The sequence below is a fragment of the Clostridium beijerinckii genome, from assembly GCF_036699995.1.
Lineage (GTDB): Bacteria > Bacillota > Clostridia > Clostridiales > Clostridiaceae > Clostridium > Clostridium helianthi.
The window spans coordinates 2,251,105-2,264,606 of record NZ_CP144906.1 but is presented as its reverse complement, the minus strand read 5'-3'; the positions used below and the strand labels follow the sequence as shown (position 1 = coordinate 2,264,606).

At 28.4% G+C, this 13,502-nt stretch carries 13 protein-coding genes; 2 read left to right on the top strand and 11 right to left on the bottom strand.

The window, feature by feature from the left end:
- Nucleotides 1–321: 321 nt before the first annotated feature.
- The 3 genes from PZA12_RS10525 to PZA12_RS10515 all read right to left on the bottom strand — a co-directional run bounded on the left by PZA12_RS10525 (nucleotide 322) and on the right by PZA12_RS10515 (nucleotide 2,122).
- Nucleotides 322–513, bottom strand: coding sequence for a YwbE family protein (locus tag PZA12_RS10525; protein ID WP_103699348.1), 192 nt, complete (start codon nucleotides 511–513; stop codon nucleotides 322–324).
- Between the two features lie 106 nt (nucleotides 514–619).
- Nucleotides 620–1,399 carry a class I SAM-dependent methyltransferase gene (locus PZA12_RS10520; RefSeq protein WP_103699349.1) on the bottom strand — a complete coding sequence of 260 codons (780 nt, stop codon included), beginning with the start codon at nucleotides 1,397–1,399 and terminating at the stop codon, nucleotides 620–622.
- 45 nt (nucleotides 1,400–1,444) lie between these two features.
- Nucleotides 1,445–2,122: a GGDEF domain-containing protein gene (locus tag PZA12_RS10515; protein WP_103699350.1), complete on the bottom strand. Its 678-nt coding sequence runs from the start codon at nucleotides 2,120–2,122 to the stop codon at nucleotides 1,445–1,447.
- A gap of 108 nt (nucleotides 2,123–2,230) precedes the next feature.
- On the opposite strand from PZA12_RS10515, the gene PZA12_RS10510 reads away from it, so the two are divergent.
- Entirely contained in the window at nucleotides 2,231–3,916 is a 1,686-nt protein-coding gene (locus PZA12_RS10510) for an IS1634 family transposase (protein WP_181006061.1), read from the top strand.
- 262 nt (nucleotides 3,917–4,178) lie between these two features.
- A complete protein-coding gene (locus tag PZA12_RS10505) occupies nucleotides 4,179–4,529 on the top strand; it encodes a thiol reductase thioredoxin (protein WP_103698582.1) in 351 nt (116 codons plus the stop codon).
- Between the two features lie 486 nt (nucleotides 4,530–5,015).
- Here the strand turns inward: PZA12_RS10505 and PZA12_RS10500 are convergent, their stop codons facing one another.
- From PZA12_RS10500 to PZA12_RS10465, 8 genes are all read right to left on the bottom strand, one after another.
- Entirely contained in the window at nucleotides 5,016–5,180 is a 165-nt protein-coding gene (locus PZA12_RS10500; RefSeq protein ID WP_181006005.1) for a hypothetical protein, read from the bottom strand.
- A 498-nt stretch (nucleotides 5,181–5,678) separates the two neighbouring features.
- A complete protein-coding gene (locus tag PZA12_RS10495; protein ID WP_103698581.1) occupies nucleotides 5,679–8,609 on the bottom strand; it encodes a helicase C-terminal domain-containing protein in 2,931 nt (976 codons plus the stop codon).
- Nucleotides 8,610–8,621: 12 nt separating this feature from the next.
- A complete protein-coding gene (locus PZA12_RS10490) occupies nucleotides 8,622–9,050 on the bottom strand; it encodes a HepT-like ribonuclease domain-containing protein (protein ID WP_077841059.1) in 429 nt (142 codons plus the stop codon).
- Nucleotides 9,047–9,466: a nucleotidyltransferase family protein gene (locus tag PZA12_RS10485; RefSeq protein WP_103698580.1), complete on the bottom strand. Its 420-nt coding sequence runs from the start codon at nucleotides 9,464–9,466 to the stop codon at nucleotides 9,047–9,049. Before PZA12_RS10485 ends, PZA12_RS10490 begins: the two co-directional genes overlap by 4 nt.
- Before the next feature lie 1,159 nt (nucleotides 9,467–10,625).
- Nucleotides 10,626–11,408 (bottom strand): homocitrate synthase, encoded by a 783-nt coding sequence (locus PZA12_RS10480; RefSeq protein WP_181006004.1) that lies wholly within the window; start codon nucleotides 11,406–11,408, stop codon nucleotides 10,626–10,628.
- Between the two features lie 21 nt (nucleotides 11,409–11,429).
- Nucleotides 11,430–12,344 (bottom strand): homocitrate synthase/isopropylmalate synthase family protein, encoded by a 915-nt coding sequence (locus tag PZA12_RS10475; protein WP_103698579.1) that lies wholly within the window; start codon nucleotides 12,342–12,344, stop codon nucleotides 11,430–11,432.
- Between the two features lie 230 nt (nucleotides 12,345–12,574).
- Nucleotides 12,575–13,042, bottom strand: a complete 468-nt coding sequence (locus PZA12_RS10470; RefSeq protein ID WP_103698578.1) for an Lrp/AsnC family transcriptional regulator — start codon at nucleotides 13,040–13,042, stop codon at nucleotides 12,575–12,577.
- Complete coding sequence (locus PZA12_RS10465) at nucleotides 13,035–13,502, bottom strand: Lrp/AsnC family transcriptional regulator (RefSeq protein ID WP_103698577.1); 468 nt, start codon at nucleotides 13,500–13,502, stop codon at nucleotides 13,035–13,037. Before PZA12_RS10465 ends, PZA12_RS10470 begins: the two co-directional genes overlap by 8 nt.

Below are 13,502 nucleotides of genomic sequence, written 5' to 3'. Positions count from 1 at the left end.
ATTCTCTCACGCTTTTGTCAATATTTTGTATATTCTTTTAATTTAATAAAATGGAATTTTACTAGTTAAATTTAGTTTAGTACAAAGCTATAAAAATAAAATTTCCCCAAAACCTAAGTCTTGGGGAATATATTTTTTAACTCTATTTTCAAAAACAAGCTCTTTTTGTAAGTACAGAAACATCTTCAATCCTTGTATTTTCAATGTGTTTACTTACGATATAGCAGACCCACTGTCTGAGCATGCTTTGTATTAGGCAACATATTAGATTATACAGTAAAGCGCGACCTTTGAAATCCGCCAATAATATTATAATAACTGTTACTTTATCTCTTTCACCCTGCCTACAATACCGCTTTCAAGCATCACTTTTATGCCACGATGATGCTCTGGTGAATTGGTAAGTATCTTCTTAACTATTCCTTCTGTCAATTTTCCTGTACGTTGATCCTGCTTTTGAACAACTAACACTGTTGCTCCTATTTTAATATTGCTTCTATTTGTTCCGTTCATTTCAATTTCCTCTCATCTATGTTTAATATTTATCCCATTGTACACTAAACTAATTATTATTTAAACCTTGCATATAAAACTTCTTACCTTAGCACATCTAAATTTCTTATATGTTTTTTTCAATTACTCCATAAATAATTGAACCACTTTTTTTGCCGCCATAATATTTTTCTATTCCTAGCTTTTCAAAATCGTTAGAGCCTTGTCTTTCTTTAATAACAACTCTTTTTGAACATACTCTAAGTGCTTCCATTAAAATATCTTTTGTTAATCCTTTGTGATCTGCAAAATCTCTAAAGGAATTTATTGATGTTGATTTTTTATTTGGTTCTTTAAACATAGGATCAAAATATACTACATCAAAACTATTATCTCTTTGCTTTAAAATATAGTCTTCATATGATTCATTAACAACCTTTATATTATCTATATTTTTACCATTAACACCATTATAGTTTTCTAATCCACATTTACTTAAATAAGCTATATACTTATTAATTTCCGTACCTACTACATATCCCTTTTCTCCAACAACTGCTGAAAAGACAAGAGAATCACCTGCAAGACCTAATGTACAATCTAGTATGTTATTTCCTTCTTCTAATTTTGTTGCCTCTATTATGGCTTCCTTATTTCCTTGTCTTATTGATTTAACCTTAAGTTCTGACATATTAGGATGCCAAAATAGTGCACTATCTTCTCCCTTTATAACAATCTTATCTCTTTCAACTACTAATAAATAGTCAAAACCATCTTTCAAAATTGTTTCTTTGATACTAAAATTACCTCTTTTTATATATGATATGTTTAAATCTTTAGATACACCTTTTGCTTTATAATTTAAGCTTTCATCTGCATCTCTTGTAGTAGTAACTGCAATCTTCATTTTTCCCTCTCTGTCTTTCCAGCTGCCTTGTGCTCTAATTTATTTTCATTGATTTTTAGCAAATTCAACTCGATTTTTACCGTTATTTTTTGAATAATATAATGCTTCATCTGCCTTTGCAATAAATTCAGCAGAATTTTGATTTTTATTTGGAATATCATAAACTATGCCTATGCTTACTGTCACCACTCCATAGATTGATTCAACATGTTCCATATTTAAATCTTTTATGCCTCTCATTATTTCTTTTGAAACTTTTATAATGCTATCTTTATCTGTATCTTGAAGGAGTACTATAAATTCCTCTCCACCATATCTTGCAGCCATATCAGATTTTCTTTTAATGGTATTTTTTAAAACAGCTGCAACATTTTTAATACATTCATCTCCTTTCAGATGACCATATGTATCGTTATATTTTTTAAACTCATCGACATCCAGCATCAATATTGCTATAGGCTTAGAATTTCTAATACTTGAACTAAATGCCTTGTTAAAGAACTCATCAAACCGCCTTCTATTAGGAATACCAGTAAGTCCATCAAAAAAAGATAGTTCTTGTAAAAATTCATTTCTTTCTTCTAGTTCACGAGTTCGTTCTGCTACCTGCATTTCTAGATTAGCTACTAAACCTGTTAGCTGAGAACCCATAATATTAAAGGATTTTGTTAACTGTCCTAGTTCATCTTGACGATTTTCATGATCTACATATTTAAAACTCATATTCCGCCTAACTAATTTTTCCTATTTAACCTCAACTATTCACTATATTATTTGACTAAAAATTATTATGATTACGGTATGCAAATAATATTTAATGGGGGGATTGGAATGGATAAAGAGTTGTTATTGGAAAATATTGAAATGGAAGCATATAGCCATGGAAAAGCGACGCTTGTAGCAGGTATGTGTAAGAAACTAGGAGTTATCAACATCTTTGATCAATATTTGACTAAACAAAATGGGAGAAAGCCTGATATAGCTTATGGGATAATGGCTCAAATGATGTTAGCAAATCTTTGTCATTCAAGACGACCATTATATCTTATGGATGAGTATTTTGAACATATTGATATTGAAGGGACATTTAACAGCGATGCGAAGCCTCATAATCTTACAGATGATAGATTTGGCTGTTTTCTTGATAATTTTCATGAAGCTGGTCCAAGAAAAATTTTTTCTGAAATAAGTATGACTGCTTTCGCTACGTATGGATTGAGTATAAAGAATATTAATTACGATACTACCTCAAAGGTAATGTGGGGCCAGTATGAAACAGAAGAAGGTAAAATAGATGAAATATCAATTGATTATGGATATAGTAAAGATAAAAGAAATGATAAGAAACAAATAAAAATTGGAATTGGAACAGCTAACGGTATAGTTGTAGACGCAAAAGTTCTTTCGGGTAATACAGATGATAAAACTTATAATAATGACGCTATAGATGATGTTGATGAAATTTTAAAAAAATCCAAAACTAGTAAAGATTCATTCTACTATGTTGCAGATAGTGCATTTTTTACAGAAGAAAATATTAATAAAGCAAATGGTAGAGATATAAAATTTATAACAAGAGCTCCTGAAACAACAAATATGTCTAAAATCTATATTGGTAAATTTTTTAGTGAAAGACAGTTAACAAAAGATGTTATTTTTGAAAATGCCCAAGGTAAAAAAGTTAAATATCAAGTATTAGATTATAAATCAGAATATAAGGGGATTCCAGTTAAACTGGCAGTCTGTTATTCCTTCACTCTTGAAGAAACCAAAAGGAAAACTATTTCTAGGCATGCAGAAAAAGAATATGCCGAATTAGAGAAAAAAATCAAAGTATTTTCCAAGCGTAGCTTCGCGTGCGAAGCAGATTCACAAAAAGAAATAGAAGAGTTTTTAAAGACTAAAGGGAAAAAATTAAAATACCATTCTGTTAATTTGAATATTGAAATGAATGAAAAACGTAAGCGTAAAAAAGCTGATAATAAGGATTCACAAAAGGAATATGAATATACTATTAATTTAGAAATTAACCGTGAAGATTCAAAAATTGAAGCAGCAATTGAAAGAGAGTGTACTTTCATCTTAGCAAGTAATGATTCTGATATTTCATGTGAAGAAATGCTGAAAGAATACAAAACTCAAAGCAGCGTAGAGAAAAAGTTTCAGCAGCTAAAAGCACCAGAGTTTATAGATGACCTTTTTGTAAAAACTCCCAAAAGAGTTGAAGCCTTAACATACATGATACTTATTGGTTTAATGATTTTATCAGTAATGGAACATGTAGTCAGACGTGAGATGAAGAAAGATAATACGATTATACTTGGACCTGGAAAAATAAAAATGTCCAAGCCGAGTTTAAAAGCTATAATGGGTATCTTTGAGTATGTGCCTATACAAGTAATTAAAGTTAATAACAATTGTATAAGAAAGTTTCAAAAACCACTAAAAGATAATCAACGGCAGATATTGAATTATTTAGGTTTGGATGAAAGTATTTTTGTTGGACATGCTATTTAACAAGTATATATTTCAAAAAATTTAATAATGATTCCATTAGGGATAGTTTAGAAATTTACTATGGAATAATTCACATATAGATATATATTATTCCAAACTTTAAATAAAGAAAAGATATTTCACTGAAATGCATAGCATTCAGCGAAATATGAGTTATAATACTTTCTATAATTTCACAAAACAACTGCTAGAAAAGTCAACTAGATTGATTAAATAATTTAGCTTTGATATACTGTTATAAAAAACTAGGAGGAGAATACATATGTTTGAAGAAGATAACTATGAAGAGAATGTAAAGTTATTTGAAAAAGTAATTTCTACACAAGCAGAAGAATTATTATCTAATAAAGACTTAGCTGTTATCTATATTGGTCGTGCAACATGCCCATTCTGCCGCAAATTTGCAAAAAAATTAAGTGCCTTGACTAATAAAATTAACACAACAATTTACTATGTAGATAGTTCTAATTTTTCAGATAATTCAATTGGTTCATTTAGAGAAAAATATAATATTGTAACTGTACCAGGATTTATTGTTAGTAAAAAGGGAGAAATAGAGGTTCGCTGCGATTCTTCACTTTCAGAGAACGAAATATTGGATCTTTTAAAATAAATAATCAACGAATTTAATTATTATAAACTAAAGATATACTAATTATAATAATACAAAAAGGTGATAGTGCTTTTCTATGGTAAGCATAAAAATTTTAGCAACTTTAATATTTTTAAAGGTAACAGTAAAATATCCTAGTAAGGCATAAATAAGCTTTACTAGGATATTTTAATATGTCTAATGTCTCAAATTCGTATTATTAACCTAATGGATTTATGAATAATGATAAGTAAGTCTTCACCTATGATATAGTTCACCCTTCATTATTTGTAAATTGTAAATTGTTAATTGTAAATTGTGAATTGTGCATTGTGAATTGTGCATTGTGAATTGTGCATTGTGAATTGTGCATTGTGAATTGTGCATTGTGAATTTCAACATATAAAAATAAAACTGCCTCAAACTAAAGCTTTGAGGCAGTTTTATTATATTTTAATAACTTTTATATTTTAAAGTTATAATTTTCACTTTAATACTTTTAATTTATTAACTAAGTTGTTGTTCTAATTGTTCTAAATCACTTATGACCATATTTATAACTTCTATTTTAGACTTAGCATACTCATTTTTAGGCATCGACTTCAACCCACATTCTAAACATTCCTTTGTACTCTTATATTCTTGTAATAATTGTGTTACATTTTCTACCATACCCTTAACATCCCTCTCTTTATTCAATCTCTAAATTATAATTTTCTTATTTTCTTATTTTCTTATTTTGTAAAATAAATTACTTTATTTATATTATTACCACCTCCGTATAAAAATATAATAAATTTTCAACTTTATATTTATATACGTTTATTATAGCATATATTACATTTAAATCTTATATTTTTTCTAAAAATTTTACCATTATCAGAATAATCTACCAAAAAACATCCTATAATTGTAATATAGATATCCAACTTGAGACATAAGCTTATTCATATAACTCACCGAAAGGACAGGTACTCTGTTGTTTCGGTTACTGAGAATAAGTTGAGGGTTCCTCATTGAAAATTTGAAATATATCAAGCAGAGAAATTGGATACATATTTGTGAAATAAGCATTTGAAAATAAGCTGCTTAGAACCTTCAGCGATATTTTCATAGCTTTTCGGAATCAAAATATTTATGATTTCGGTAAGTTATCACTTAAATTTAATTTTAAATCTTACCATTCAATTTAAAATTAATGTTTTCAAAATAATACATACCATTTTCAACTTTTAGTAATTCCCAAAATAATTTATGCTTCTTTGCTTCATTGTTAAATTCATCTTCAATACTTCTATTATTCTTTTTAATGTTGTTTATGATTATATTAATATTGTTTCTTCTCCAATTATTATAATCAAACTCCATCTCTGAAAGTACTTTAGTAGTAGTTGAAAATTCTATACTTGGTCCATTTAGATCTCTTTCAAGATTTCTTATAGTATATGAGTTTTGCCCTGGATCTAAAATTATAAAGTATCCATAATCAAAAGTGCTTCTAATAAGTCTGCCATATATTTGCTTAGCTTTAATACATACCTGCGGATAATTCACATCCTGATACCCCTTCTTCTGGTATGTAGTAATTGCTCTTAAAATAGGATATTCTGGACTATAGTTTGGAATTTTATCTAACATAACACAGCTTAATGCATCTCCAGGTACATCTATCCCCTCAAAAAAGCCCTTGCTTCCAAGTATTATAACCTGCCTATTTTTATCATTTAAAGCTCTTACTGATTTTTTGCTCATATGTACTTCTATTTTTGTTCCTCTAGTAAGCAGCTCAAGTTCTTCACTCACAGCAGTTCTCCTTGCATTATTATTGAATAAAACAAGAATATGACCATTTATTTTTAATGCGGTATTATAAATAAATTTTGAAACATTTTTAATGTATGATGGTTCATCATACCTCCCAACATCTTTTAAAGCAAAGATTTTAGTCCTTTTCTTTAAATCAAAAGTTGGTGGAATTATAAATTCCTTTGCCTTTTCCTGTCCTAAATGCTTTTTCATTTTATTAAAAGAATTTTCTATTCTCAATGTTGCCGATAAGAACGTTGTACTTTTAACATCTTTTAACATATGTTCATTAACTAGCTCTCCAACATTTAAAGGAACATTTTTAAGTGTGAATGATTTATATTCTGAGTCTACTTCTAATATTTTTGCATAGAATACTGAGCTTTCTAAAAACTTATCTAAAACATCAAATGCACCCTTAAGCTTTGCTATATAATCAGATAAATTCTTGTGATCATTATCCCCGTCTATTTCGTCATCTAAAGTTATATTATAAATATAATCATTTAACATCTTATATAGTGGATATATACTTTCTTTCAAAACTGATATCTCAGATCCTATGGCCTTTGTTATTCCTTTTAAATCTTCTCTTGGAAGGAAAAATTCAGTAGTAAAATTATATTCTCCGCTGATAAGTCTTAAGCTTCTAAAATCATTTAATAATATGTTTATATTCACTATAATATCATTTACTAAATACATAATTTTATCTTTTTCTATGGTTTCCCTATAACCAAAGCTGGCATTTAAAGTTAAAAGCATAGCTATAATACTTGGATGACCTTTATCTATAAGATCTAGCAATTGTATAAATTCAGCTGAAGAAAATTCCTCAGCAAAAAAATCATAACACTTTTCCATTAAGTTATGACCCTCATCAATAATTATGTGGTTAATTTTTTTCTTTTCAGTATATGGCCAGCATGCTAAAAGAGAATGATTAATAACTGTGATGTTTTCCTCAGGCAGCTCATTATACCTTTTTCTTAAAAAACAAGCCCTTGTACATTTATCAAGCTTACATTGTTCACTATCACAATTAACTTCCCTTATGTACTTATCCAATTCCAGATGTTTTTGCACTAGATAATTTATATTTTCTATATCTCCATAATTACCATTTTCACAAAGTCTCCTTAGAAAAAGTAATGCTAGATTCCCTTTTTCATCCATCTGAAATTCTTCACATTTATTTATTCTTTCTATGCAAAGATAATTTCCTTTCCCTTTCATAGCACCATAATTTAATTTATCATCTAATCTTAATTTTTTAAGTATAGTAGGAATATCTCTCTCAATAAGTTGATTTTGTAATTCCTTTGTATTAGTAGATATAATAAAGCTAGCATCATCTTTTCTATTTTTCTGCTTATTTAGGTACGTTTCAATAGCCGCTATTATTACATACGCAAAAGTTTTCCCGCTTCCTGTTGGTGCCTCTATAAATATCCTCTCACCTTTTTCAAAGTTTTCTCTTATCTTTTTTGCAAATTCCTTTTGATCTTTTCTATACTGGTATCCAAAATCTCCGCCATTATTCCATATCTCTTCATTTTCAAGTAAATCTTCATATTTCAAATAATCTATAGGAATTTTCTTTAGATTAAGTTCCTCTTCTTTGTTCTCTAGGTAATTTACATATGTATAACCTTCCTCAATGAAAAAAGGAGGCTTCAATAAATGCTTAGTCCATGGCCATTTTTGTAAATGCTGATATTCCTTAACAATTAGATTATGCAGAGATTTATTCTTTTTTCTGCTGTTTTCTTCTCTATTCCATTGCCTTAAAAGTAGTGAATTAACTACTTTTAAGGTATCTATTGAATCTGATAGTCCTCTATGTAACTCATCCTTATTTAAATTAGTAATTTCTTTAATTAAAGAATTTAAATTATATTCCTTTCTCCATGGTTCTAAAATTATTGCAAGCTCCATAGAATCCATTATTGTATTTTTTATTTCAGGAATATAAAAAGATAAAAATTTTCTTTCAAAATTTGCATTGTGGCATATTAAAGGTAAATCTTCTAAAAACTCCAGTACTTCTTGTTTTATAGAATTCAAACTTCTAGCACTTAGTAAATCTGCCTCCTTTAGATCACTGCAGAGACTGTAAATACTTATTGGAACGCGTCCTCTTGGTCTTATTAATGTATTATAAGTAGTTATAACTCCATCCTTAACCTTAACAGCTCCAATTTCTATAATTTCTGAGCATGTTTCATCAAGTCCAGTTGTTTCTATATCTAAATATATTACATTATCTAAAACACTGATTAAATCTTCTAGCATCTTTTCCCCTACTTACTCTTTTAAATACTGTTTTGCAATATTTAAAATTTTCTTAAAATCATCATTATACTTTACAACATGCTCAAATAATTCTGCATGTGCTGGTTCTTTATATCTATGTGAAATTCTATTTCTAAGGAGTCTTGATTTTTCTAAAAAGTTGAACAACTCAGCATCAAGTACTTTTTCCTCTTTTAACACTTCCAAACTATCATTTAAAGTCATACCTATTTTATACTTTTTTAATGACTTAAGAGTTACCGATGTAAAGTCTTCTAGTATTGTATTAAAACTTACAAATAATTGTCTCAAACTAGATTTTGCAAGCTTAATCATTATTTTGTTATCACTATTGTTTTTTAATATCTCAATGCATTCATCGATATCACTTATACACTCTTGAAAATCTTCAACTATCTTTATAAGTCTTTCTTGATTCATGACAACACATCCCTTCTTCTAAACCAAAAGAAATTCTCATTTTCTCTATATATTATATCAACTTCTTCTTTATACTTTTCTAAAATAATGTTATTATCATTAGAATATATAATTTTACCTTCATTTAATACATTTATCTTTAAAAATATAGTTAATTCTCTACTTCTTAAATCTATAACATCAATTTCTTTCCCTAAAGTTCTTTCTAAAAATAATTCAAGTTCTAATATTCTATCTAAAGGTATACTTTCTATACCTATTACTGCTATATCTATATCTGACTCTTGAGTGAAATCATCGTTGTTAAAACTTCCAAAAGTGAGCATACTCGAAATGCCATATCTTTCTAGAAGATTATTTACTTCTTCACTTTTTAGTTTGCTCATAATTTGTTTTTTTTCATCTGCCAACGTCATCTTGTTCACCCGCCAATTTACAATAATTTATGTAATAAATTATAACACAATTTTATTTAAACACATTTATTATTTTGGACTTTATAAATAATACTATGCAACTTATATTTTTTCAATATAGATCTCCCACTCTAAAACTAAATTTGTTTGATAACTTACCGAAATCATAAATATTTTGTTCCGAAAAGCTATGAAAATATCGCTGAAGGTTCTAAGCAGCAGGTTGTATCCACTCCAGCATGCTCCCACTTTCAGTGTGACAAGCTAAAGCGGAACAACCTACAACTAAGAACCTTTAACAGCTCATTTTCAAATGTTTTCTTCACAAATATATTTATGATTTCTAATGAAGACATGAACTTAAAGTTTTATCAACTTTGCAAATATGCTCTTCTAATAATTCGAATGCTTAAATTGTTTATCTATATATACCGAAATTGCATATATTGTTATTTCACAGGACTATGAAAATTTCGCTGAAAGTGCTAAATTGCAGGTTGCACCACTAATGCTTGCTCCCAATTTCATTGTGACAAGCATTAGTGTAACAACCTACAATTAAGAACTTTTAACAGCTCATTTTCAATGCCTGCTGCATAAAAATGTTTCTGCTTTCTAGTATGTATTTATTGCAAAGTATAGATTAAATTCTCAATGAGTTGTTTATCCATATAGATATCTAGCTTTAAACTTAGATTAATGTGATAACTTACCGAAATCATAAATATTTTGTTCCGAAAGGCTATGAAAATATCGCTGAAGGTTCTAAGAAACAGGTTGTATCCACTTTAGCATGCTCCCACTTTCCTAGGGAAGCTCGACTCACATTCGTTCACTAAGTAAGCGATTCTCACCAAATCAAAGATTTGGGTTCTCTGCTTAAGAACCTTTAACAGCTCATTTTCAATGCCTGCTGCATAACAATGTTTCTACTTTCGGAAAGATATATGCATAAGTTCAGGTCTTAGTTGTATATCCAATAATTTCCCACGCAATAAAATAAGCTTGAAATAATATCTACATTTTCAAGCTTATCAATGATAATTCTAAAAATATTGCAAGAATTTTAGCCTTAATTGTGAATTGTGCATTGTGAATTGTGAATTGTGAAATGTGCATTGTGAATTGTGAAATGTGCATTGTGAATTGCAATATATATCTACATTAATCCCTCAATTTTTTTATTCCTTTTTGAAAATGCATTTGATATTTTCAAAAATTCTTGTAAATTGCAATTTCCTGTTCTTTCACCTATTCCATCTAACGTGCAATCCACATATTTAGCACCATTTTTAACGGCTTCTAAGGAAATTGGAATGGCCATTCCAAAATCATTATGAGCATGTATTTCTATTTCTATTCCAGTATTGCTTACTAAAGTTTTAATTGAATTTTTTATAAGTGAAGGCATGGATATTCCTACGGTATCTGCATATCTTGCCCGCTTTACACCCATAGCCATAATTATTTCACACAAGTTTATAAGATAGCTAATGTCTGCCCTAGAAGCATCTTCAAAACCTATAGTAACTTCATAACCTTTGTCCCTTGCTAAAAATATACATTCCTTAAGATTTTCTTCAACCCACTTTTTATCCTTTCCTAAATTCGAATATATTTGTATATCTGATGTAGGAACACTAATATGAATAATATCTGGTTTACACTCCATGGAATGAAATATATCATCTTTATTCATTCTATTCCAAGCGGAAATCAGTGAATTTTTTCTTATTTCTAATATCCGCCTGATGCATTCTTTTTCTAAATCTCCCATTGCAGGTATGCCTGCCTCTATCTGATAAATCTTCATTTTATCCATATATTTTGCAATTTCAATTTTTTCATCAATTGAAAAAGCTTTTCCTGCACATTGTTCACCATCTCTTAAAGTTGTATCTACAATATATATTTCATTATCCAATTTTTCATTGCAAATCAATATATCACCACCTTATAAAATCTAGATGCACAGTTTCTTATATAATCTTTTTATTTCATCATTATTTAATCCACCACGCTTTTGTGTGCTCAATTTCCTTACATCTTCCAACATAATTGTTAAATTATCATGCTCATATTTTATGTTCAGTTCTTCTAATTTTATTTCTAATGCATTTACACTTGAATGCTTACCTATAATAATATTTCTTTTTCTTCCTATTTCACTAGGATCATATGGTTCAAAAGTTCTTGAATCTTTAGCTATTCCATTTACATGAATGCCTGATTCTACATTGAAAATATCTTTTCCTATAAAGGGTGCATTTCCTTTGATTTTACTTTCAGTAATATCTTCAAATATGCTTAATACCTTCGGAAATAGCCTATAGTTACTATGATCTTTTATTTTTTCTAAAAAAGAAGACCCTCCTAATATTTCTTGAAGAGGAGCAAAGCCGCCAATTCCTGCAAAAGTCGTTACAACTTTTTTCCCTCCAGCTTTAACCCATTCTAAACTCATCGCAGTAGCTGATTTATAATTATTTTTTATACTTAGCTCTATATTATTTCCAAAGAACTTTATTATCTCTAAAAAAATCTTATGATAATCATAAAAGATAATGTCATCAAGCCCCACTATTCTTGCATTCATTTTGTTATATATGTTTAGCTTATTGTTTAATATATCATATAATACATTAACACTTTCTATTTCAATTTTATTATTGTTAGATATTATGAATTTTACATCTTGAGGCAATGGTGATAGTTCTTCATAGAGCTCTTGAGTAATTTCTATATAATCGCTTCCTATTATATATAGTAATTTTATCAATTCTTTAACCTGTGCGCTTTTCTCTTTTAACTTATCACCAAATATTTCTCTCAAAACAATTATTGTCCTATCTATAATTTCGATTTTTCTTTCCTCCATAATTCCACCCCTTTTTAATTGCAAATTTTTTCTACATGTGAATATGATCTACATAAAAGAGGAGCCTACTTAATATATTGATATATTAAACAGGCTCCTTTGCCAAGAAAAAATGGCCTAAAACAAAACTTATTAGTTTGGTTTTAGACCACATTGTCTTTGTTAATATGCTATTTTATACATATATTATCACATAACCAATGCTTTGTATATATAAAAAAAATATATATTTATTTGAAATATCTCATGCTAGTCTTTTTTAATTCTCTTGTGCTATATAAAATTTTGTAATTTTCAATTCCTATATCATCAGCTATCTGCTTAATAATTTTGTTACAGCTTTCCTTATCTTTCTCGTGTATCATTGTGTATAGATTATAATCCCACGAACCAAAAGGTTTCCTTTCATAACAGTGTGTAACTACAGAAATAGATGCCATATATTCTCCAATTTCATCTAATCTTTCATCATCAATCTTCCAAACTACCATTGCATTAGCTTTAAATCCAGCTTTTCTATGATAAAGTATTGCTCCTATTCTTTTTAATATTCCAGTTTCACTATAATTTTTGATTTTATCTATAAGCACATCTTCATCAATACTAAGCTCTTTAGCTATATCCTTATACGGATTAGTTATTATAGGAATATCCTCTTGCAATCTACTTATTATTTTCTTATCAAACTCACTAATCATTTGTATCATCCCCTTGAAGATTTAAAGCCACTTTAATCTTAAATAACTTAACTGAAGGTAAACTCATTATTTCTTCCAAACCAGTATTTCTTTTTATTTCTTCAAGAATATTAATCAAATTCTCTTCTGAACGCGTTATCATGGTAAACCACATATTATACTCATCTTCTCTTATATAATTGTGAGTTACTTCATCATACATATTTATATATGCTGCAACTCTTTCAATTTCATTTTCAGGAACTTTAGCTGCACAAAGAGTACTTGTATATCCAATTTTTCTCGAATTAAAAATTCCACCTATTCTTCTTATTATTCCTTCATTTTTTAAATTACTTATTCTTTTTAATACTTCATTTTCTGTAAGTAATAATCTTTCCCCTATTATTTTAAAAGGATTCTTATCTATTGGAATTTCATTTTGCATTAAATTAAGCAATTCTTTATCTGTTTTATCCAT